Source organism: Leptospira alexanderi serovar Manhao 3 str. L 60 (assembly GCF_000243815.2).
Taxonomy (GTDB): Bacteria; Spirochaetota; Leptospiria; order Leptospirales; family Leptospiraceae; genus Leptospira; species Leptospira alexanderi.
In genome coordinates this window covers 42,501-65,000 of the sequence record NZ_AHMT02000012.1, presented here as the reverse complement: position 1 = coordinate 65,000, position 22,500 = coordinate 42,501, and the positions used below count along the sequence as shown (strand labels likewise).

Annotated in this window: 20 protein-coding genes and 3 pseudogenes (2 of these 23 running past the window's edge); 16 read left to right on the top strand and 7 right to left on the bottom strand. The window is 39.1% G+C overall.

What is annotated here, in order from left to right; translation table 11 throughout:
* The 6 genes and pseudogenes from LEP1GSC062_RS03560 to LEP1GSC062_RS22865 form a co-directional block, all read left to right on the top strand.
* Positions 1-850 carry the 3' portion of a helix-turn-helix domain-containing protein gene (locus LEP1GSC062_RS03560; protein WP_020983414.1) on the top strand. The gene continues 521 nt to the left of window position 1, outside the view, so only the last 850 of its 1,371 coding nucleotides appear in the window; its start codon lies beyond the left edge, outside the window; the stop codon is at positions 848-850.
* Between the two features lies 1 nt (position 851).
* Positions 852-1,862: a hypothetical protein gene (locus tag LEP1GSC062_RS03555; RefSeq protein WP_020983452.1), complete on the top strand. Its 1,011-nt coding sequence runs from the start codon at positions 852-854 to the stop codon at positions 1,860-1,862.
* Between the two features lie 81 nt (positions 1,863-1,943).
* Positions 1,944-2,963 (top strand): hypothetical protein, encoded by a 1,020-nt coding sequence (locus tag LEP1GSC062_RS03550; RefSeq protein WP_020983451.1) that lies wholly within the window; start codon positions 1,944-1,946, stop codon positions 2,961-2,963.
* A gap of 90 nt (positions 2,964-3,053) precedes the next feature.
* Positions 3,054-3,440: a phosphatidylinositol phospholipase gene (locus LEP1GSC062_RS03545; RefSeq protein ID WP_020983431.1), complete on the top strand. Its 387-nt coding sequence runs from the start codon at positions 3,054-3,056 to the stop codon at positions 3,438-3,440.
* Positions 3,441-4,103: 663 nt separating this feature from the next.
* Complete coding sequence (locus tag LEP1GSC062_RS03540) at positions 4,104-4,319, top strand: hypothetical protein (RefSeq protein WP_039941087.1); 216 nt, start codon at positions 4,104-4,106, stop codon at positions 4,317-4,319.
* Between the two features lie 1,083 nt (positions 4,320-5,402).
* A pseudogene (locus LEP1GSC062_RS22865) lies at positions 5,403-5,570 on the top strand (IS110 family transposase); the annotation flags it as partial.
* 138 nt (positions 5,571-5,708) lie between these two features.
* Here the strand turns inward: LEP1GSC062_RS22865 and LEP1GSC062_RS03530 are convergent.
* Positions 5,709-6,578 (bottom strand): IS630 family transposase, encoded by an 870-nt coding sequence (locus LEP1GSC062_RS03530; protein ID WP_020983437.1) that lies wholly within the window; start codon positions 6,576-6,578, stop codon positions 5,709-5,711.
* 185 nt (positions 6,579-6,763) lie between these two features.
* Between LEP1GSC062_RS03530 and LEP1GSC062_RS03525 the strand changes: the two are divergent.
* Positions 6,764-7,668 (top strand): annotated as a pseudogene (locus LEP1GSC062_RS03525) (IS110 family RNA-guided transposase); the annotation flags it as partial.
* Between the two features lie 910 nt (positions 7,669-8,578).
* Positions 8,579-10,027, top strand: coding sequence for an MBOAT family O-acyltransferase (locus LEP1GSC062_RS03520; protein WP_039941085.1), 1,449 nt, complete (start codon positions 8,579-8,581; stop codon positions 10,025-10,027).
* On the opposite strand, the gene LEP1GSC062_RS03515 is transcribed toward LEP1GSC062_RS03520, so the two are convergent.
* A complete protein-coding gene (locus LEP1GSC062_RS03515; protein ID WP_020983430.1) occupies positions 10,012-11,553 on the bottom strand; it encodes a hypothetical protein in 1,542 nt (513 codons plus the stop codon). The two genes, LEP1GSC062_RS03520 and LEP1GSC062_RS03515, sit on opposite strands and share 16 nt — an antisense overlap.
* Before the next feature lie 166 nt (positions 11,554-11,719).
* On the opposite strand from LEP1GSC062_RS03515, the gene LEP1GSC062_RS03510 reads away from it, so the two are divergent.
* The 5 genes and pseudogenes from LEP1GSC062_RS03510 to LEP1GSC062_RS20980 form a co-directional block, all read left to right on the top strand.
* Entirely contained in the window at positions 11,720-13,315 is a 1,596-nt protein-coding gene (locus LEP1GSC062_RS03510; RefSeq protein ID WP_020983423.1) for a hypothetical protein, read from the top strand.
* A 71-nt stretch (positions 13,316-13,386) separates the two neighbouring features.
* The gene (gene asd / locus LEP1GSC062_RS03505) at positions 13,387-14,436 is read left to right on the top strand and encodes an aspartate-semialdehyde dehydrogenase (protein WP_010579404.1); all 1,050 of its coding nucleotides are present in this window, start codon (positions 13,387-13,389) and stop codon (positions 14,434-14,436) included.
* A gap of 12 nt (positions 14,437-14,448) precedes the next feature.
* Positions 14,449-16,410, top strand: a complete 1,962-nt coding sequence (locus LEP1GSC062_RS03500; RefSeq protein WP_010579403.1) for a hypothetical protein — start codon at positions 14,449-14,451, stop codon at positions 16,408-16,410.
* 38 nt (positions 16,411-16,448) lie between these two features.
* Positions 16,449-17,903, top strand: coding sequence for a pyruvate kinase (pyk, locus tag LEP1GSC062_RS03495; RefSeq protein ID WP_010579402.1), 1,455 nt, complete (start codon positions 16,449-16,451; stop codon positions 17,901-17,903).
* A 492-nt stretch (positions 17,904-18,395) separates the two neighbouring features.
* Positions 18,396-18,686 (top strand): annotated as a pseudogene (locus LEP1GSC062_RS20980) (hypothetical protein); the annotation flags it as partial.
* 34 nt (positions 18,687-18,720) lie between these two features.
* Here the strand turns inward: LEP1GSC062_RS20980 and LEP1GSC062_RS03485 are convergent.
* The 3 genes from LEP1GSC062_RS03485 to LEP1GSC062_RS03475 are packed head-to-tail and all read right to left on the bottom strand — an operon-like array spanning position 18,721 to position 19,656.
* Positions 18,721-18,978, bottom strand: a complete 258-nt coding sequence (locus LEP1GSC062_RS03485; protein ID WP_002622496.1) for a hypothetical protein — start codon at positions 18,976-18,978, stop codon at positions 18,721-18,723.
* Positions 18,975-19,358 carry an LBF_4227 family protein gene (locus tag LEP1GSC062_RS03480; RefSeq protein WP_020983438.1) on the bottom strand — a complete coding sequence of 128 codons (384 nt, stop codon included), beginning with the start codon at positions 19,356-19,358 and terminating at the stop codon, positions 18,975-18,977. Before LEP1GSC062_RS03480 ends, LEP1GSC062_RS03485 begins: the two co-directional genes overlap by 4 nt.
* A gap of 19 nt (positions 19,359-19,377) precedes the next feature.
* A complete protein-coding gene (locus tag LEP1GSC062_RS03475) occupies positions 19,378-19,656 on the bottom strand; it encodes a DUF883 family protein (protein WP_002622607.1) in 279 nt (92 codons plus the stop codon).
* A gap of 250 nt (positions 19,657-19,906) precedes the next feature.
* Between LEP1GSC062_RS03475 and LEP1GSC062_RS03470 the strand changes: the two genes are divergently transcribed.
* Complete coding sequence (locus tag LEP1GSC062_RS03470; protein ID WP_020983462.1) at positions 19,907-20,320, top strand: hypothetical protein; 414 nt, start codon at positions 19,907-19,909, stop codon at positions 20,318-20,320.
* A 6-nt stretch (positions 20,321-20,326) separates the two neighbouring features.
* Positions 20,327-20,617 carry a 4a-hydroxytetrahydrobiopterin dehydratase gene (locus LEP1GSC062_RS03465; protein WP_010579397.1) on the top strand — a complete coding sequence of 97 codons (291 nt, stop codon included), beginning with the start codon at positions 20,327-20,329 and terminating at the stop codon, positions 20,615-20,617.
* Positions 20,618-20,886: 269 nt separating this feature from the next.
* On the opposite strand, the gene LEP1GSC062_RS03460 is transcribed toward LEP1GSC062_RS03465, so the two are convergent.
* Positions 20,887-21,612, bottom strand: a complete 726-nt coding sequence (locus tag LEP1GSC062_RS03460) for a response regulator transcription factor (protein ID WP_000849259.1) — start codon at positions 21,610-21,612, stop codon at positions 20,887-20,889.
* A 239-nt stretch (positions 21,613-21,851) separates the two neighbouring features.
* Here LEP1GSC062_RS03460 and LEP1GSC062_RS03455 point away from each other — a divergent pair, with 239 nt between their 5' ends.
* Entirely contained in the window at positions 21,852-22,247 is a 396-nt protein-coding gene (locus LEP1GSC062_RS03455; RefSeq protein WP_170875505.1) for a DUF4279 domain-containing protein, read from the top strand.
* Between the two features lie 7 nt (positions 22,248-22,254).
* On the opposite strand, the gene LEP1GSC062_RS03450 is transcribed toward LEP1GSC062_RS03455, so the two are convergent.
* Positions 22,255-22,500, bottom strand: partial view of a hypothetical protein gene (locus tag LEP1GSC062_RS03450; RefSeq protein ID WP_170875507.1) — the 3' portion only. It continues 81 nt past the right edge of the window; 246 of the gene's 327 nt are visible here — the last part of the coding sequence; the start codon falls outside the window, past its right edge — the gene reads right to left on this strand; its stop codon occupies positions 22,255-22,257.

Here is a 22,500-nt window from a genome sequence, read left to right as displayed (position 1 = left end):
TTTAAAAAAAGAAAGTCTTGGACAATTTTTGGCTGAAGTCTGCGGACTACAATCTTGGCCAGATTGGCTCGAAAGAAAAAATTTTTGGATTCGAATCTCGGGTTCAGCCGGCTCTGGAAAAAAAACCTTAGGTAAATGGTTACATCGAAATCTAAGTCCAGAAAAAGGAATTTTGGTGATAGGCTTTTTGCCCGAACAGATTTCCAAATTGGAAAAGTCTTTAGACGAATGGATTCGAATGACCAATTGCGGGACAATTTTGATCGAAGGAACAGAAAAATTCACCTCACTTCAACAGAAATTTTTTTTCAAAATTCTTTCTGAGGATTCTGGAGATTTTCAGCTGATTTTTACGGAAACTGCGGGTGTGGAACCAACTGAAATTTTCAGGCCATTCCGAGAGATCCTCCTCCAAAGGACGATTGTAATCCCGGGTTTGGATGAGTTTAGTTCTTCCCAAAAAAAATCTTTAATTGAACTGATTTTAGAAGAATTGAAGGAGTCCATGGGTCGTGAAGATCTTCGGTTGTCGGAAGAAAATTTACACAAAGTTCTAAAAATGAATTTTAGTAAAAATCTTTCGGGCTTGCGTAATCTTTTAGAAGAATCTATTTTGAGTTCTTCTGGTTCAGAAATCGGAATTCTGGACCAAAAGGAAAGCCGAGATCGGATTCTAACGATCCCCGATTCTGAGGATCTTGATCTTCGAAGGGCAGTTGAGGCGGTGGAAAGACAGAAAATTCTTCTAGCCCAAAAATTGTTCGGCGGGAATCAGATTCGAATGGCGCGTGCTCTTGGAATTTCCAGGGGATCTTTGCAGTATAAACTCAAACAATTGGAGATTGGTTAAAGTGGACCTCGACTCACTCTATGAAGAACGAAAGACTCCCGGCGGATTTTTAGTTAAAGTTCGTCTTGCAAAAATGACCTATGTTGTTTTTACCCAAAAAGGACCTGAGGTTCCTCGAGGTTCGAAAAATAATTCAATAGTCGTTGCAGTTCCAAGAGTCGTTTTTTTAGGATCACAATTCAATCTTTCTCACTTTCGTCTTGGTGAGTTGAGTTTCGTGAATGTAAAACAAAGTAAACTTGTTATTCCTTATCAGCATTCCAATTCGGGAAATGAAGTCAGAACTATTTTTTTAAACAGTGGAAGTGATTGTGACGTTCTTCCGGTAGTTGTATATCATTTTCAAAACAGTGAAGATTTGATTCGATCTAGAGAAGAAGGTGTGGAAATGCACCATCTCGTTTTGGATGAATCTTATCCCCGTCAAGATTTGATCACTTTGAAAATTCGATTTCCGTCTCTGAATATGCTGATTGTTCGTAAAAAAGTGGTCGCTCATAAAACGCCTGAGTCTCCGGCTGAAACAGACAAAGGGAAAGAATCCGGAATTGTAGATTTCAATAAAGTTAGGGCTGCAGACATTATGGATTCCGGAAATTTAAATATTCATTCTGGAAATCCGGTATTTTTGGCTCGGATTCATTTGAGGAGAATGGATCTTGAAAAAGTAAAACAACTCCTTTTGGATTTTCAGTTAAAACCGGAAGAAGTTTCCTTTGTTCGAACTTTTTTTGCGGTTATGATTCGGAATGAATTTGAAAAAGACGAGTTGAAACAAATCAAACAGAAACTTCTTAATCTAGATGAAGGTTTTCGTTTGGCCGAGCTGATTCTCGAGATGAAAGTGAAGGAGTTTGAAGTAGAACTTGAAAAAAACTTCGGCCCTGAAATCGCGAGCATGTGTTATGCGCTTCTTGAAAAAGAACAAGAACGAGCTGAAGAGGAAGAAAAAAGAATTATTCTCTGGGAATGGAAGTTAAGAGTGAAGCGTCTATTTCGAAAAAGCGCATAGGAATTTTCCTAAAAAAACTCTAAAAAACGGTAAAAAAAGCTTCCTTTTTCTGGAAAAACAGACAAATTATAGAAAAATACTATGTTTTTTCGAACGAGAGCGATATTTTTGGCGCAATTCTTGCTTACCGGACTTTTGGGTTTTGGAGTGTCCGGTGCATTGTCCGCTTCTGAAAGTGAAGTTTTGGAGGCGTCGAAAATCCTAGTGCATCAAGTAGAAGTGGATCGGGTTTTGTCTGTCCCCGTTGCTGGTCAAGTTTCGACTTTGGATCAGGATGATTTTTTTGTTTTTAATTCAAAGACAGTTGGAAAAACAAAGTCTTACCGAGCGAATTCAGTTTGGAAAGAAGTTTCATCTTCTGAGATGCACGACGTTACTATAAATTTCCAAAGTTTACATTCTAATTTTCAAAATTTCGATTTAAAATTTGAGAATACTTTGTCGGGTGTTCGAGACTTTTCTACTCAAACTCAAATGTCGATTTTAACAAAAGCAGGTTCCGGTTCGGTTATATCTTTGGAAGATTTTGAAAAACTGAAAGTAGAGAATGCTTCTGTTTCGGGTGGCCATCGTAGTAGGGGAACTGTGGTTTCCTATATGATAAGGAATTTTTTGATTCTATCTTTGTTTCAGGATCTATTTTGCTCGGAAGTTTCTTTAGTATTATTAGAGAATGATATTCGTCTTTCTCAACAAATCAAATTAGTGGGAAATTTAACGAAAAAAACTTTAATCCAAATAAGTCAATTTGATAGAAATCGAAAAGGATTTTTAGTTCGTTCTTTTCCAAATCTTGTAAGAGTTCCGACCTTTTTAAACATTTTCCCGCGGCTGGGGAAATTTATGTTTCTGTATCAAAAAGAGAAAGAAAATCAAGTGTATTCTCCTATCTTCTCGTTTGTTATAAGGGCAATGAGATTGTCGTACTTACCTTTTGTTAGCATCGACCGAAATTTCGAACTACTTACTTTAGGAATTCAAACTTATACATCACTAAAGACAATTGAAATCGAAAGGAATCATTCTCCAAGAGAAAAGGAGGGTATTTCTTTTAAAACACCAACTAACGATGGAGTGGTTGAAATTAAAAAAAGGGTATAACCTTTTGGCTGATTTTCCATATAAAAATCAGCTCTTTGATAAAAGTCTAATTTTGTTTGTTTTTCAACCTACGGTTGAAAATCTTTGTCTATGGCTTCTAAAGTAAAACGATCTTCTTTTCAAAAATTGCTGAACGCAATGAAAAGAATGTCTCTTGAAGTAAACGATTACGAGATTTGTAGACGTCTCGAAACGATTATGATGACTAGCAAAGAAGACTTAAGCCAAGTCGTTGTAAAATCTCTTCTTGATAATCCATTGGATTTTGACCCAAAAACATTACCTGAGCCTTACGGACAGTATATACGACATTTCATATACATGGTCAAAAGAAATAAAAAGCAGGGAATTGATACAAATTTCGATATATCGAGTAGCTCAAAATCTTCTGAAAAACAAATAGTATCAATTGAAAATTCCGTAAAAACCGCGCCATCTCCTAAAAAAGAAAAATCTAAAAAAACTTCAAAACGCTAAAATTCCTCCTTACCTAAGCACAGGGGAAAAGATCAAAAATTTAAATGCCAATAGGTCGTCATTAAAGGACTATAATTTGGCGCGGACGCCCTATTGGCGGAAATGTGGACGACAACTGGGCAGATAAATAAATGTTTAAATTTAGGCATGGCCTTAAAAGGGCTCTTCCATGGAGCGCCGTGCGGCCGATTCCATGGAAATGAATTTGATTGAAAAAGAAAATAACAAAGAGCTATAATTGGATTGGCAAAATGAATTGCTTAGAAATGGGCAATTGCCTGACAGAACTTTCTTTTTCCTATAGTTTTGATCTGTTTCTGAAATAAGGGTAATTTTTACTGAGAAGCCCATATATAAGTCGAAGTAATACTGTAGGCGAAAAAGGATGCTCACTGATTTATTTGAAGATCATTCGGCGAGTAGATTGTTTGTATGTACGTGCCCAAATTAGGACAGAAGTAATAAAAGTAGAAGAGAGGCAATTTCCTTAGAAATAACATTTTCGGGCGAGGGGACTTTGCGAGTTTTGAAAAAGGTTTGTTGATCGAGCGACTATATTTGATGCTATTTTGTCATGTGTAGCGAAAGCTCCTGCTAATGCAGGAATGTCAGAAAAAGATTTACGACTCTATTACGTTTTTGAAAATAGAGCAACAAGGAATTATGGCTGAAGTAATCAAATTGCGAGTTAAATGCCATGCGTGCTCTTATATGATAGAGGGCTCGGCAAAGTATGGGGCAGGACATTATGTCCCAGAGGGAGTTGATTTTGAGTTTATAGCGATTGGAAAAATAGAAACTCCAAAAGGGAGGAGAGTAAAAGCTGAAATTTTAGCAGTTTGTCCAAATTGTGGAGTAAAAAATAAATGGACTGTTTAAGCTTAATTATAGGCTTATATTTAATCTTTAATAAAAGTTTATTTATGAGCAAGACTGGAAGCACAATAAATTACCGCTCAGTGCCTGTGGCTTTTGGGCTGTAAAAACAAAGTATCACTATAATCTTCTAATCCCTTGCGGGGAGCGGGGCCAGTAAAATTTTATAAATCTGTTTCCTTGTCTAACAGGAGTTTTAATTTCGAAGAGCTTTTGAATTGAAACTTGAAATGAGAAATGGAATTTTAATTTAAAAGGAAGATGGTTCAATATTTATTGGTTATAATTAGTCATATAATTTGATTAAATTTAATCATTATTAATAATAATATTAATCTGATTTTGATTTGTTTTCTAAGTTCATAATGTAGTTATTATTTAAAAATGCCGTTTATGACCATGTCATAGTGTTTTTACAATTATTTGTGCGATTGTTGGATGAATTGAATTCTTTTCGAAATTGATTTTGGCATGGAAGAATACTAAGACTGATTTATTGTTAGAGTTTCTTTTTAGTAATCATGCCCATAAACCTAAACGCAATGAATTATAAAAACGACTAACCTCATCTGCCGATTTTACGGCATTGAAAATGATTTTTTCAAAAAAACTCTATTTTCTATATCCAACCATGTCTTTGAGTTTGTGTGGTCAGTTTTTACATTCTACTGTGGATTTCAATAAGACTTGGGTAGTCGGTTTTTTTCTCCTAAAATAACGTGAGCAGGGTCGTAAGAAAAATTGGGCGAATCAGAAACTAAAGTGCAACGACTCCCTGGACTCAATCTCACTCCCTGCCGAATGATCCTTAGAGAATGAGGCACCTATTTCGCGCCCCATAGATTAGTATGATTCTTGGACGTAAGACAGTTCCGAATGTGATATTCTTGATTCGACGGAGTCAAGAAGGCCGGTGGCAGATTGATCGCTTCTTTGGGGCTTAGACCCCGACCAATAGATAAATCTAAATCGGCCACCGCAAACCAAAGTGTGGCGGCTTAACAAAGTCGACCGCGAATAGGAGTGCTGGTTTATCACCGGACTTTGTTAAGCCCTTCCGCCCTCTGTCATTTTAGGAGAAAAGCAATGAAAAGTCAAGATGGCAAATATGTAGGAATTGATTGTGGAAAGAAAACTTTAGAGGTTGTTCGAATCAATTCGGAGAACTCGCTTGAACGTCGACAATTTAGTACAACAGAAAGTGGTATTAACAATTTACTAAAATGGTTAACCTTGAATGATATAGTCGGTCTGGGTTTTTCAGCTACGCTGAAAGCTAACACCAACGCTTCGCTGGCTTTTAGCAATCTCGCTCTCCATGGATCGCTCGATTGGCTCTCAATCTTTTAGAATCGCAAAATCAATATTACTGATCCCTATAAAAATGAGTACCTAAATGCCAGCTTGTTTCCAATAACTATCAAAACTGATTGTATTTGATTTCAATATACCTAAAGTAGATTTAGTTCTTTGAATCAATTGGCTAAGATTCTCCGGACAAAAATTAGCCATATAGTTTTTCTTCCAACGACACCAGATATATTCTTGAGGATTTAACTCCGGAGCATAAGGAGGCAAAAATTCTACTCGAAGCCTTTTCTCATTTGCTTTTAAAAATTCATTCATTGCTTTGCTTTTATGAGCAGATAGATTATCCCAAACTATTAAAATCTTTTTGCGATTTTCCTTTAGAAGTATATTTAAAAAATAAATAAGATCCTGGCTTTTAACAGAACCTGTTATGATCTGGAAGTGAAAATCTTTTTTAGAAATAGCACCGATTACTGATAACTTTTTCCAAGACATCTTGTGACGAAGGATCGGTGTCTTTCCGATTAAGCTCCAAGTTTTTATCGTATATGGATTCTGGCTGATTCCGCTTTCATCTAAAAATATGACCTTAAACCCTTCATTCTCTGCTTTTTTTATACCGGGCCAAGTTTTCGTTTTCCAAGTTTCAATTGCCTTTTCATCTCTTTCCAACGCTCTTCTTTTTGGTTTTTGATACGAAAATCCTAATTGATGTAAGAGAATTCCTACGTAATCTTGATGATACGTTACTCCGAATTTTTTTCGTATGATTTCTGATACACGATACGTTGACCAAAGTTCATTCGGATAACCGTTACTGATCGGACCTTTCAAGATGATTCTTTTTAATTCTTTCTTCTCTGAAATGGTCAATTTGGTCGGTCGACCTCGTCGACCATTCCATTTTACTCCTTCGATTCCTTCCTTTTCATATCTTTCTCGCCAACGCATTACCGACTGCTTACTGACTCCAAGCTTTTTTGTATACTCCGTAGCACGTGTAGCCCTTCTTCAATAGAGCGATTCCCTTCAACCTACGTCTTTTCCAAACGTTTTAACTTTTCCCCTTTCTAAGTTTTGCATTATGACAATGGGATATTATTGTTATATTTTTGGTACTCTTTTTGTAGGGATCAGTAAACAAAGGGATTCAAGTAATTGTCCTGAATCCCGGAGACTTAGCAACAATCTATCAATCCTTAAAAAAGACCGATAAAGAAGACAGTTTAAAAATAGCCAGGCTCATTCAACGTTTTCCAATAGAAGAGTTACCGGTTGTTCCAATTCCCACAACGCGCCTCTTAGGAAGCGTTATGCCTGAGTTCCTCCCGACGAAGAGGAAGACAATCGAAGACTTTGCACGGAACATGAGAATTGGACAAGACAACTAACGCAAGGCAAAAATCGACTTCATAGTTTATTCACTCAAGCTGGTTTGACTGAAATTACCAAAAAGCATTTGCGAATAAAAGCATCCAGAGAAGCTTCCGTAACTTTACTTCCTGATCGATACAAAAGAGAAGCAGAACGAATCTTAAAAGTTTTAGATTTAGTCGAACTAAATCTAAAACTAATAGAAGAAGAAATTAAAGAGGCTCTGAAAAAAAATCAGAGTTATGTTCAAACGATCATGTCCATGCCTGGGATCGGTATGATTACTTCTTTGGCGATCATGAGTTATATGGGTGATTGTAAACGATTCTCTTCGGCTAAACAAGCCGCTTACTATGTGGGCTTAGTTCCGAGTGTTGATATTTCGGGAGATACGGTTCGATACGGTAGAATTGTTTCCCGTGGTTGTCATGCAATTCGAAGAGTAATTGTTCAAGCGGCCTGGAGTCTGGTTCGATGTCAGCATGGCGGAAAGATAAAAGAATTCTATGATAGGTTATACCTTAAAAAAGGAGCTAAAAAATCGATCATCGCTACTTCACGCAAAATGATCGAAGTTCTTTATTCAATGATTCGAACGGGAGATCTTTTTGATTCTATGCCTGAAGAAGTATGGAATCGAAAATTAGCTCAATATGGTCTTATGTAAAAAAATAGCGGGAGGGCTTGACACAAGAAACATAGGAGGAAGCGAAATTGAGTTTTATGGATCATTCTCTAAACTCAGCAAAACGCTCTCTATCATAACCAACCCCACAAATTAAGAAGGCTTTTGGAATAAGAAGGATCAAAAACGCAGATTTTTCAAGTGTTCCGACGTGTTAGTGATTAGGGGTTAGATTTTAGTGAATAGAACTTTATGTACAATAAAACGCAAGTGTTCCGACAAGAATAAAGCTTTTTACTTGCGAGAAGTATGATTTTGTGGTAAAGAAAAATTTCCCGAATCTTTCCACCTCCACCCCCACCCAAAATCAGGGTGGGATCTAAGTTTCACAGAGGATTTGTCGTAATTCCGAAAGATTTATCTTCGGATCCAAGTACTTGTGGGTAAGGTGATGCCTCTCTATGGATCGGCATTCAGGTCGAAACATAGAATCGCTTTCGCATTTGTTATATCGAACTCACGTTAAGATAGTGTAAATCAATGTAGAAACGTTTTCATTTTGCCGCAAATAAGATGTGGGAACTCCCATGTTTCAAGAAATCAAGACAACATTATAGGCTGCATAATATTCATTCTAACTTTAATCGTTCGAAGCGCAGTAGTTCCCACAAATTACGTCTCTTTACGTTCTTTCTACAGTTTTAAACGATTTTTTGCAAAGAAGTTCTGTGGTTTCTCAATTGGCTAGTGATAGGTTGAGTTAGTGGCTTTGGTTTTCTTATGACGAACTCACGCTAAAATACTTACGAAGTAAAATGTTTATCTAAAAAAGAGGCAAAAGTATATATCGTTCAAGTTGACCTTTCGAACTGAAATGTCGGATTGAATTGAAAAACAACTGGAGGATTTCCGTTTTGTCGGGATTCTGGATTTGGATGCAGTTTCGGTTTCGATGAATTTTACGACCCCACAATATTTTCTTTTTTTTACAATCGTTTGGTGTATTCGATGGATTTTTGCCGTGATTTACCCAAGGAAAAATTCATTTGTTCTTGGCTTTTTACTTTTGGTCAGTTATTACTTTTATCTTTCTTGGGACTATCGTTTCGGGGCTTTGATTCTTTTTACTACAGTTTTGGATTATTCTGTCGGAAGAGCCTTAGGCTTTCAGAAAAATCTCCATAAAAGAAAAGTTCTTCTTTCTCTTTCATTATTGGGAAATCTTTCCGTTCTTGGATTTTTTAAATACTTTCATTTTTTTATAAATTCATTTTTGACCCTTTTTCATTCTTTTGGTTGGCAAATTTCTGCGCCGACTTTAAAGGTCATTTTGCCTGTTGGAATTTCGTTTTATACATTTCAATCTCTTAGCTATTCGATCGATGTTTATAGACAACGGATTCAACCGGAAAAAAATTTTTTCCATTATGCCTTATTTTTGTCCTTCTTTCCTCAACTCGTTGCGGGTCCGATCATTTCCGCGAAAATCCTTTTACCTGCGTTACGTAATATGTTTAGCTGGAATAATGTTCCTCTTCGGGAAGGGATTTGGCTGATTCTTTTAGGTTTTGTGAAAAAGGCAGTGATCGCAGACCGAATCTCTGTAATTTCCGATTTCGCTTATCAATTTCCGGAATCGATCTCAACTTTTTTTGCATGGTTGGGAGTTATTTCTTATTCGATCCAGATTTACTGTGATTTTTCCGGTTATACGGATATCGCTATCGGTTCCGCGCTTCTTTTGGGAGTTCGTTTACCCGAAAATTTCAAACTTCCTTATACCGCTACGAGTTTTTCCGATTTCTGGAGAAGATGGCATATTTCTCTCTCCGGTTGGCTTCGAGAGTACCTTTACATTCCTCTCGGAGGGAATCGGATTGCTGATTTTACAACGTACCGAAACCTTTTGATTACTATGCTTCTCGGCGGGCTTTGGCACGGTGCGAGTTGGAATTTTGTGATCTGGGGTTTTTTACACGGGATCTTGTTGGCTTTGGAACGATGGTTTCGGGATTCGGTGAGTTTTCCCTGGAAGGAAGATTCTATATTTGGTCGTGGAATGAAATTTTTATATCAAATTTTTGTAATTCTTTCCGTTTGTTTGGTCTGGGTTTTTTTCCGTTCAAAAACGTTTTCTGGGTCGATTGGACTTTTCAAAACTTTATTTTTGTTTCGTGGCGGTATCGAACCGACTTATACGATGCAGAATCATTTTTTAACGATTCTTCTTTTTATGGCTTTGGCCACTTGGATCGGTAAAAAGGAGGAACTTTCCGAAGCCTTTTCCCGTTTTAGGGAAAATCTTCACTGGAGTCTTTTTGCTTTTTTAAGCGCCTTGGGTTTTATTGTGGGTGTTGTTTTGACCGTGGAAACGAAACCCTTTCTTTATTTCGTTTTTTGAAAAGGTTTGCGCAAGGTTTGCCCGATTTTACGGAAATCTGCGTAAAAATATATTTTTAATTCTCCGCACTGCGTCTTTCCGGACGGTGTTCCGTATATTTCTTGGATACGATTTTCTCCCAATCCCTGGGTAAAAACAGCGACAGTTCCCGGATAGTCTTTGAGATACCATTCTCGATTTGAAATCGTATGAGAACCTTCTAATGTTCTATATGTAACATGAATGGATGGGATTCTCTTTTTGGAAAAGACTCGGATTCTTTTTGCGGTCCAAAAGTCGGAAATAACGAGTGAAATCGGCGTTTTTTCGGAAATTTCGTCCACACATTGCGCTTCCTGTGGTACTGTCCGGAAAAGACGATAAAACGAATTCTCGATATTTTGAGGTGTTTTTTGTCCGATGAACAAGAGTAAAAGAAATAAAAGAAAGATCGTTAGTGTCAAAGTTCGCTTTGGAAACTCGGTCATAGAGAGCAGTAAAAATGGGGCCAAGATCAAAGCAGGAGATACATAACGTAGGCTATACTCGTCGATATACAATCCGGTTAAGATCGGTGCAAAGAAAAGAATCGCAAAAAAGAAAAATAAAAACGCGGTCGATTTTGATTTTTTAATCCTTATCAAACTAAGAGCCAATGCAATGATTAGGATCGAAATTAAGATCGCAGGAATTGGAATCTTGTCCTTGAATCCGGAAAGAATCCAAGTCTGTGCTTCCATAAAAAAACGAGTACCGTCCATTGCCGCCCGAGTTAGAGAAAGGTTGATGGGAATTTTTCCCGACCTTTCTATGAACAAAAAAGATTTGAGAATTGCATGTAAGATCAAACCTGCAATTCCAGAAACTATTAGAATTTTGGAACTTTCCGGGAATAAACGTTTCCATCCCGATGTTTGGCTCCTCTGAGTGGGAAATAGAAATCCTGCCAAAATTCCGGGAACAATCAACTCTACGAATAGAATGCGGTCGGATGCGACTGTGAGTACAATCCCAAGGGTTAAGATCCATACTTGACGTTTTTGGAATGTTTTATGGATTAGCGGCCAGGTGTATAAGGTTACCAAAAACGCGCTCGTATGAATGGAGGGTAAAAATATAATATAAAGAGTTGGAAAATTTTTTGCGATCAAAAGTAAAAGCGAAATAAGAAGTAAAATCCAAGATCTAACTCGCCTTATTTCTTTGGAGGAAAGAGGTTTTCCTTTTCTTTCTTCCCTTGCGAAAAGCCAGAAACGTTCCATCAAAATGGCAAACAAGATCGTTTGTAAGAATGCGAAACAAATCAGTGCCTTTTGTGCGTTTTCAAAAATTAAAAGAAGAATGGATACGATCGGAAAATCCGGAAAAAAATACGGGGAAGGGGTAAAGGACCAGGAAAGAAAATTTCCTCCATCCGCCAACACGTCCAAGGCGAGCGTGGGAAGATAAAGGATATCCGAGTTGAGATAGATTTCTTGCGGGCTAAGGGCTAGAGAAAAAAGAAGGGAAGCGAAAAATAAAATTAAACTGAAGACGTATTGTAACATTCTGTCAAAAGGTAATACTCAATTTGTAAAGCGGCATCGTTTTGGTTTCCTCTTTGTGGTATCTTTCGGCCTAAGTCAATGGTAAAGCTAAAAAAGAAGTTCCTGGACATGAGTTTGGATTCTAAGAATTTGTAGCTTTGGAGTATTCAAAGAAAGGGACTTTATTTTGGATCAAACGGAAAACATAGAGCCTAAGGCCGGTAAATCTAAACGTACAAATAACGGACTTCTTTTGGCGGTCGGGATCTTAATTTTGTGTTTATCCGATTTTCTTTTCTTTCGGGTTTTGATTTGGAAAGTTCCGAATGAATCCCCTTGGAGCTCAAATCACTTTTATAATTTTTTATACGAATACTTCGCACTTCGAGAAAAACAAAAAAGCCATCCTAGAATTTTGATCGTAGGTTCGAGTATCGCTCATTATTCTTTCGACAGAGAATCCTTTCGTAAGGAGATTTTCGAAAGAACCGGCAAAGAAGTTGAGGTGGAGTTTCTTTCTTACGCCGGAATGACTCCTTTGGATGCGTGGCTCTGTCGTAACAAGATCGTGGAATTAGAGCCTGATTTTGTCGTTTTTCCAATCAACTTTATTGATTGGAGATTACACCGCGCGTATTCTTTAAATCCTTCCAACAAAAACGAAACGATCGATCCGAAACTTCTTCTTTTGGACGCGCTCAATTTTTTCGAGGCTCCTCAATCTCGTTTTATCTTTCCTTTGGAAACTGTGCTTGCGTTCTTTTCTGAGCTCGGATTTGTGAGAACTAGCGAATATATATCCGCCTCTTTTTTCGGGTTTTATCGATACAAAGATATCTTTTGGAAAAATCTACGATCCCTTTATGATCATCGTTACGGAAGAAACACAAGTTATCACGGATACAACGGCGTTCAAATCCCGGAACGGGTGACTTCTCTGGGTTGGACGGGTAAAAAATTTTCCTTTAACCTCACGGAAGGAATGAAAAGAGAGGGCTTTTTCGTTCAGATCGTGCCTGAAATTCTTTTTTCGGGTCCGCTAAAGATCACATTCCAAAAAAAGAATACGATTCGTACTTTTTCCTTTTCCGAACCTGGTTGGAAGAAAATTTTATTGGGAAACTTTTTCGATTCTGAGGATCCGGGTTTGCCAATTACCGCGGAACTTTCCAGTACCTGGATCCCTTACTATGCCGAAGGGGAAAATAAGGATTGGAATTACGATAGACTCGGGGTTCGACTGCAACAAACCTTCGGTACGGATTTTCCGAGAAACGGAATGCAATACACGAGAGAGGAGAGGCTCGAAGATCTTCGTTATTTGGATATGAGTGATTTAGAATATTCTAAGTACTTTAATTTCCGTCTACTTGAGGACTACGCCCAAAGGCCCGGGATAGGTTACTTGATTGCTCTTAAGGATGCCAAACTTCGGATTCGAGAGGAGAAATTCGTTCCCGTTCTTCATTTTCAATATCTGAAAAAGTTTGCCGATTTCTTAAGGGAAAAAGAAATCCCTCTCTGGATCGTAAATAATCCCGAAAATCCGATCAGTTTGGATTGGTATCAATACTCGAGTTGGTATAAGGATCATCTTTTGTTCCTGAAAGATATTTCTGGGAATGGGGTTTGGTTTAGCGATCTGAAAGATTCTCTTTCCATGCAAGATTTCAGCGACTATCATCATTTTACTTTTCCGGGTATGGTAAAAATGAGTCCGATTTATGCGGGAGAATTTGTCAAAATTTCTGAAAGACAAAGACGCAATCCTTTGAAACCTTGATAAACGAGCCGAGCCGCATTCGGCCAAAATAACACAGATTGTGAGGGCGGGTTTACCGTTTAATTTAAATTATGAGTAGGGTCAAAGTTGCCGTTTTAGGAGCCACCGGTTCCGTAGGTCAGCGATTTATTCAATTGTTGGATCATCATCCGTACTTCGAGATTACGCACCTTTGCGCTTCCGAGAACAGCGCGGGAAAAACGTACGGTGATGTGATGAAGACGAGATGGAAAATCTCTTCCGATATCCCCGCTTATGTGAAAAATATGGTAATTACCACTCCCGATCCCGCTAAAATGAAAGATGTCGTATTAGCATTTTCCGGTTTGGACTCAAGCATCGCCGGTGAAGTGGAAACGAATTACGCGAACGCGGGAATCCATATCATTTCAAATTCTAAAAATCATAGGATGGACCCCACGGTTCCTCTTCTCTCCGCGGAAGTAAATTCTTCCCATTTGGATGTTTTAACTTCTCAGAAAACGAAAGGCAAGATTATCACTAACTCGAATTGTACGATTATGGGGGTTACGATTTCTCTTAAACCTCTTTTTGATCGTTTCGGTATCGAGTCCGTTATGCTCTTTTCCATGCAGGCGATCAGCGGTGCGGGTTATCCGGGTGTTCCCACGATGGATATTTTAGGAAACGTGGTTCCGTATATCGGAGGGGAAGAAGAAAAGGCGGAACTTGAACCTTTGAAGTGTCTTGGAAAAGTAGAAAACGGAAAAATTCTACACGCCGATTTTTCAATTTCCGCGCATTGCAATCGGGTCCCGGTTTTCGACGGTCATACGGTTTGTGTTTCCGTAAAATTTAAAAAGAAACCTTCTAAGGAAGAAATTCTTTCCGCTTGGAAAGAATTTTCAGGGGAACCTCAGAAGTTAGGTCTTCCTTTAGCTCCGAATCCGGTTATTCTTTATAGAGAAGAAGAGGATCGGCCGCAACCTAGATTAGATTTGGATACCGGCAAAGGAATGACTACGGTGATAGGCCGTCTCAGACCCGATCCGATTTTCGATTGGAAATATGTCGTTTTAAGTCACAATACAATTCGAGGAGCGGCGGGGGCTGCGTTATTAAATGCAGAACTTCTTTACAAAAAAAATTTCTTGGAATAATAATGACATTCCATGCTGGAGCCTCAATCCCCTGAACTCAAAGTGGCGGATTATAATACCGCATTACAGTTGACTCAGTCGCTTGAGGCTAGAAACGATTTTCAATATAAGAAAATTCATAAACTTTTACTCGTTATTGGCGATTGGACGGATAAATTCATGGCCAATAAAGTTCTTCCTAACGTCGATCAATTGGCAAGAGAGTTGGGTCTTGATAGAGATAAAACTTTACAATTTCTCAAAGAACTTTGTACGAAATACAAACCTCCGATCATAAAAAAAATCTGCATGGTGGATTTTAATCCGGCCGAAGATTCGTCCGACGGTAAGATCGAATCGTGTCTCAAAATGAATCCTGTATTTGCAAGACCACAACCTACGGACGCTTCCACCAGTCATCGATACGTAGACGGCGTAAATCAAATCACGTTCAATGCTATTCAACGTTGGGTGAAGGAAAATAGGACTCTTCCGAGTAAGAAAGAATTTATCAAACAAATTCATTCCGCAATTTCGGAGAATAAACTTTCAAATACGTACGCTTCCACGGAAATCGGAAAACTTTTTAACGATCCTTTTGACATTAGCCCGGAGCTCAAACAGATCACGGTAAATATCCATCTTAAACCCGTACTCAAGAAATTGGTAGAACAGAAAGTTTTATTCTTTTTTAGAAACGAACAGGCTTTTAATCCCGGGAACCGTTCCGTATTTTATTACAACGTCCGTGACGAAATTCTCGCAAGAATCGAAGCGTATAAAGCTTTTCTAATAGATCATTTGATTCCCGAACTGCAAAGTATCGGAGCTATAAACGTCTTGTCCGAAGAGGAAAAGGAAAATACGCGTAATCTTGTTAATTTCATTATGCCTTATATGAGTCCCGCTTACGGAGATCAAAAGACGGCGATGGAAGAGCTCCTTGTTCTGATTCGTTTTGAGGAAGAAGATAAGGAAAAGAAAGAAAAGGAAGAGAAAAAAGTCAAACTGGGCGAGATCGTAGATTATATCAAATCCGCAAATCGTCTCGTAGATCTGAATTTTCTTCGTTTTCGAGGTCAGCAAATCGAAGAGGATATTCGAGTTCTTGTCACCAATCACGATCAGATTCTTCATACCGAATTCGCGGACAAAAACACGCTGTACGATTACGTTCTCCACAAACTTTCGATTTCCGGCGCCGTTGAGGCGGCGAGAAAAACTTTCGCTTCAACCGGAAATGACAATGAGATCCTGATCTTGAATCGAATGAAAGTGAAGGACTTTATCGAAGATCGGGATTTGATTTCTTCCTTTGATAAGTTGGAATTATCCAGTTTGTTTAAGTATCTTCCTTTTTTTACGAGACTTTGGAGAAACATTTTCGGAAATGTTACGGTTCATAAATCCGAAGTGGAGCAAATACGCGCTCACAACACAATCGAGTTGAACAAACGAATCATGGAAGCTCGTAATAAAAAGATTCAAGAAGACATGTCCAAACTCGCGGAAAAAAGAGTAAAGGAGAAGGAGCTTGCGGAAAAAAACGCACGGAAACAACAAGCCACAGACATTAAACAAGAAAAAACTTCTCCCGCTGTTGTGGCCCACAAGGAAGTTGATCCCCTGGGAGCCAAACTTCTGGAAAGAACTTTAGACATCTTAGACGATTACTGGTCGAATCATCAGTATCCGGATCGAAACATTCTTTTGTACGAAATGGACGGGGAGATCGACGAAGACGGTTTGGTTAACTTCCTGAAAAAATTTGGGAAAAACAACATTTTCTCCTTCATGGTGAGAAATCAGGAGGATAAATATACGTTTCCGATTCTTATTACAAAACGTTATTTAAAGAAAAATGGAAAGAATCTTTTGGAGAAGGCTTCCGCTGTCATTGAGGAACAAAAGAATGCGAGTATGCCCGATCAGGATTTGTTCGACTTCTGCATTTCTTTGGAAGCTTTTCTGCGAAAAACCATGCCTAAAATCTGAATTGTCCTAAGGTCCGCTCTCCCGAATAAAGGTATTACATGAAGAGCGAATCCTCCGTATTTAGAAAAACGAAAATTATCTGTACCATCGGACCTGCAACCGCCGATAAAAAAATGATTCAAGCGCTTGCGGAGGCAGGGATGAATGTGGCGCGTCTGAACATGTCCCACGGAAATCACGATTTTCATAGAAGTATCATTCGTAATATTAAGTCTCTCAATAAGGACGTTCTGAAAAATCCGATCGCGATTCTACTCGATACGCAAGGACCCGAAATTAGAACGGGGGACCTTCAGGTGGATCACCTGGATCTAAAGGTGGGCGAGACGTTCGTCTTTCATATCATTCCCGGAGAAGAATCCGAGGAACAATCCGTGTTTGTTAATTATAAGGATATCGTGAAGGACTTAAAAGTGGGCGATCCTGTGACCGTAGACAACGGACTCATCAACCTTGTTGTAGAAGAGATCAACGACTCGGCGCTCAAGTGTAAGGTTCTCGACGGAGGAAGATTAGGTTCCAGGAAACACATCAATCTTCCCGGAATTCGAGTTAATCTTCCGTCGATTACGCCGAAGGATCACAAGGATATCCTGTTTGGGTTGGAAGAGGACGTGGACTTTATCGCTCTTTCTTTTGTTCGTTCTGCCGAAGACATCAATCAATTGAAACAAATCATCGAAGAAAACGAAGGGCACGCGCAGGTTATCGCAAAGATAGAGGACCAAGAAGCCGTTCGTAACATGAAAGAAATCGTGGCTGTTTCGGACGGTGTGATGGTCGCGAGAGGGGATTTGGGAGTCGAGGTTCCGATCGAGGAATTGCCGATCCTTCAAAGAGCGATCATCAAAGAATGTGCCCTCAAAGGGAAAAGAGTCATCGTGGCGACTCATCTTTTGGAATCTATGATTAACAATCCTTCTCCCACAAGAGCCGAAGTCACAGACGTCGCGAATGCGATCTATGAAGAGGCGGATGCGATCATGTTATCGGGAGAAACCGCCGCGGGTAAGTTCCCGATCCGGTGTGTGGAAATGATGGACAAGATCGCACAACGTGTAGAGAAAACGGGCGGAGTGGATTACGTTAAGGATAAAATTCCTCAGGATAAAAAAGAACAGATGGCAAGGTCCGCGGCGGAACTTGCGGATTCCCTAAAATGTCCGGCGATTATCGTCATTACGAGGAGGGGAACAACGGCGCTCAACGTGGCCGGTTTTCATCCGCATTATCCTTTGATTTATGCGTTTACCAACATGACTACGGTTAGGCGGAAGCTCTGGCTCACTCGCGGAGTGATTCCGTATCGAATCGATTTTTCCAAGGATCCGGAAAAAACAATCCGCCTCGCGATCGAAACTCTCAAAAAAGCGGGGAGAATAGAGGACGGGGATCAAGTTGTGATTCTTTCGGATATCATCGCCGGAGAGGATCGAGTGGAAACGATCCAGATTCGCGAGGTGAAAACATATTTTAATACGGAAAAACTTTGAAATTGAGAATCCTTCTGATTTTTAAGTTGTTGTCTGCAAAATCGAAAACCTTGTGATTTTCAACATGCGAATGTCAAATCGATAATATTTTGTGATCATCAATTTGAATTTTGTAAAAACTTAAAAACGGAATTTGAAATTGCAGAATTTACTACTCGGACGCATGAATAAAATACTATGATAAACTATTTCGAAAATTAGAATGTTGGAATCTTCCTCTAAAAAGTCTAGATTTCCCGATTTGACTTAATTTTTGAGAACCGTTGTATTTTTGCAAAACCGACCGCTTATTTTCGAGTATCATTTTCATGCGTCCGAGTAGTAAAAGCGGAAAACTCTTACAGCCTCATCTCCCGGCAATCTATGACCTCTTCGATGGTAAGGCGAGTAACGTGCTCTGCCCGCTTCACATACTGACAATTCCGATCGGATCTATCACCCGGAGGAAAAAAACAAAGAGGGAGAACCTGCAATTTTTCCGGTGATCCATAGCGATTCCGGTATATTTCCGAAACGGGTGATTTCAGCACTCCGGTTTCCATCGCTAGCGTTTCCGATCCAATCGCCGAAATAGTCGGACTGATCCCTTTCATCTACGAAAATAAAAAGAAATATAAGGCCTACGAAACCATAGAGAACAATTCGTTTTACCACGTGAGTGGCATTTTGGAAATCATCTCTAAGACTAAATATCACGATGTAACGCTTGCCCAGGTCGAAGAGGCCGTGAAAAAATCGGGCTACGTTCAATATAAGATCGACGAAGACATGTATATTCGATGAAAAAACGAATATAGTTGGACAAGAAGCCAACGATTTACTCTTCCGGCGGATAAACGTTATCCGGCACTTTCAGGAAGGATTGTAAGAGTTTTCCCATTCCCAACTTGTCGAGAGCGTCCACGATCATTCCCGTGTAGTTGATCGAAGACTGAAATTTTTCAAACTCCAAACGTACTCTGAGTTTCTGAATGTGAAGATAGAGTTTTAATTCCTCCAAATTCATGTCGGAAGGATCCTTCCCAAAAAAACGATCACTTCCGTCGAAAGGATTGAGATCCGGAAATTCTTTCATGATCGATCCTTGATCTTGAGGAAAGAGGCGGCGAGCCAAAGAAAGAAGATGGAAAGAAAAAAACTTGTTCCGCCGGTGCCGAGACTCGAGAGGAGAAGGTCTCCTCCGGAGATTTTATGCAGGAAAATAAAAAGTGCCCCTAAAAAGCCGACGGAACCGAACGCGAAAAAAAAGAGACCGATCTTTAGAAAAATATAAGCTTGGATTCCCGCTTGAAATCTTTTCGTTAAGAATTTTTCTCCGTAGAGAAGAAGAGTTTGGAAGTATTCCAGAATGGAATCGACCAAAGCGAGAAAATGCGATTTAAGATCATTTCCCCTTTTCGTATATTCGTCATTATACGATTCCTTTGCAGAATCTGATTTTCTTTTTTTTGCCATCGGGGTTGTCTGCGGTTTTTTATTTTCTACGGATCAGCATTCCGACGAGTAATCCGATTCCAAGTCCTACTCCGAGCCCGATCAAGGTGGCCTTCTGAGGATTTTCTTTGATATAAACTCCGGTTTGGTCAATAATTTGTTTCGCCCTTTCCGATGTATCGCCGGAGATTTGTTTGATCTTTTCCTTGAGATCGGATACGTGCTCTAAATATTCTTCACGAGCTTTTCCAGTGATTCTTTTTGCTTTGTCTTTTAAAGATTCCACTTCTTCGTTAAAATCTTCCGTTTTAGATGTCATTGGTTGTTTCCCCCTAATTCTTTTTTCTAAGTTTTACATCGTGGAATCAACTACTTTCGTCGTTTTGAAACCAGGTTTTTCTCTCGAATTTTGAAGTCTAATGAAAAGATTGGTGAAATTTCATTTAAGAAAAAGCGGAATGACTCGGATTTTTCAATTGTATGATGGACGTCTGAAAAATTAGAACGTTTCGATTTTCGATGTGAAAATTTTTTACACAAATATTTCATCCTAAAAACAGGAAAAACGTATGAATTGGATCAGTAAACTGGTTCGTCTGAGAAGACGTCAAAAACAAAGAATCTTCAATAAGGCGTACAGGCAGGCTTTGAAGTTGATGAAAAAGGAATTCAAAGCGGAAAGAGAACGTCATCTTCAAGCGGAAAAGGAACTGGAAAAATATTACAGAAAAGACGTGGACACCGAGGCTAAAAAAACCCGGAAGAAAATTCAGGAACTCGACAACTTTAAACTTTTGTTGGAAAGAAGAGAGATGGAATTGGATTCCAAGATCGTGTTTTTGAATGAACAACTCCAAAAGATGGAAGAGCTTAAGGCCAGAATGGACGGAGCCGTCAATCTCATGGCGAGGGCCGGTTCGCTTTCCAACGGAGCCGTTGACGACGCGGAAAAGATCAAACAAACCCTCAAAAAGGTTTTCTAAACGATTATGAACGACTCGGAACTGAAAATCTTGAAAGAAAAAATCTCTCCCGGATGGGAAATTACATTTCGAGGTGATGTTCCGTTTTTATCCAAAACATTTTCGTTTCCGACTTATTCAAACGGCGTTGAATTCGTAAATGCGCTTGCGAACATCGCTGAAGAGTTGAATCATCACCCGGATCTTTTGTTAGGTTATCGAAAAGTTACCGTGGAAATTTTCACTCATTCCAAGAATACGATTACGGATTTGGATCTGCGTTTTGCGGAAGAAACCGAAAAAATATTTAAATACTAAGAATGTTATAATTTTTAAATATGATTAAAGTCGATGGATAAGGGTTCTTATTGGGTGGATATAAGAACAATCAAATATTGGAAATCTAAACGAATGGAAGAAAATCTTAGAACCACAAAACAATATTTGGAAACTATTGTGGATCGAACGTCCTTGGATATTTTATAGAAGAGTGAATGGACTTATAGAAATTTCAAAGCTACTGACCGGAAATAAATAAAAGCCCGGGATGGTTCCGGGCTTTTCGGAGCGAAGTTGAAAAATCAAATCTAATCCGGGATTACGATGTTGTCGTAATTGTCCGTGAATCGATAACCGATTCCCCAGATCGTTTCAATCCATTCGGGCTGAGCCGAATTTTTTTCCAGTTTGGAACGAATTCTTTTTACATGAGAATCGATCATTCTTTCGAAGCCGTCCCATTCCATTCCCCAAACCGCTTCCAGAATCATTTCTCTGGAAAAAACTTTTCCTGGCGAAGCGGCCATGAGTTGCAGGATATCGAATTCTTTTCTAGAAATATTTACTATATTGTCTTTAAGAGTGACTCTTCTTCGAACCGGGTCGATTTTCAAAGCACCTCGAATGATTTCGCCGCTTGCACCGACGTTCGGTTTGATTCCTGCTTTTTTATCCCATCTGCGGAAAAATACGTCCACTCTAGTCTTCAGTTCTCGAACAGAAAAAGGTTTCGTGATGTAATCATCCGCTCCCAATTCGAGTCCCATAATTCTGTCGATCTCTTCGTTTCTTGCCGTTACGATAAAAATGGGAGTATTTTCGTCGTTCCGTCTAACGGTTCTACAAACTTCGATTCCATCTATGTCCGGAAGAGAGAGATCTAAGATAACCATGTCTGGATGATTTGCTTTGTAGAATTTGAGACCTTCTTCTCCGCTCGTTTGCAGAGTGGTCGAGTAGTGCGCCGAATCCAAGGATTTTCGGATTAAATTTCCGATGTCCGGATCGTCTTCTATGACTAAAATTGTTTTCATTACCAGGCTCCCGTAAGAGAATTAGAGGGTAAATTTACCTTATCTGCAACAGATAAAACCGATGAAATGTTAATAAAGGAATTTTTTTTATTCGCCATGTTTTTACCGAATTCTCAAGTGATCTTTGATTTTGAATATTCGAGTTACCTTGAATAACAGTGATAAAAGCGTAGTTTGTGTTAAAATAATATCAAATATCGATTAAGTTCGAAAGTATGTAAAAAACTATGAGTAATCCGTTGTCTTATCCACTCACTTGGGTGATCCTTTCCGTAAACGAAGACGGTCTCGACTCGGAGTCCGTTACTCGTGAGTTGGATCTCAACCCCGATTTCAGTACTCCGATATCTGCCACCGATAAGGAAGGGAAACCTCTTGGCTTCGGTCATTGGCAACTTCATTCGACCTTGGGTGCAGAGGCTCCTTTGGAAGATCATATCCTTCAGATCTTAGAAAAAGTGGCACCTTATCGTCACAAGGTGAAGGAGTTTGCGGCAAAACATTCTCTCTGTATGTATGTTTCCGTGGAATTTTCGGATTCCACTCGACAAGAAACGGAAATTCCTTCCCGTCTTCTTTTGCTTTTGGGTAACTTAGGAATAAAGCTGGTCTTTCAACCTTGGAAAAAGGATTAAGAAACGATCATAAAATTAAGATGGCTCTATCCATTCGATAGAACCGAATCAGCTTTTTAAACGAAGCGCTTGCTCCCGCGATGACAAGGGTTCGGCTTTTAAGTCTCAGATCGAATCCAAAGGAAAGAAGTTTCATCGCCACGGGAAGCGGCAAAATCTTGACTCTACTCAGATTGATTTTCACATGAAGATTGAACTGATAAAATACGAGAGCGAGTACGGATTTCAATTCCTCGAAGGCGATCTCGTCAAA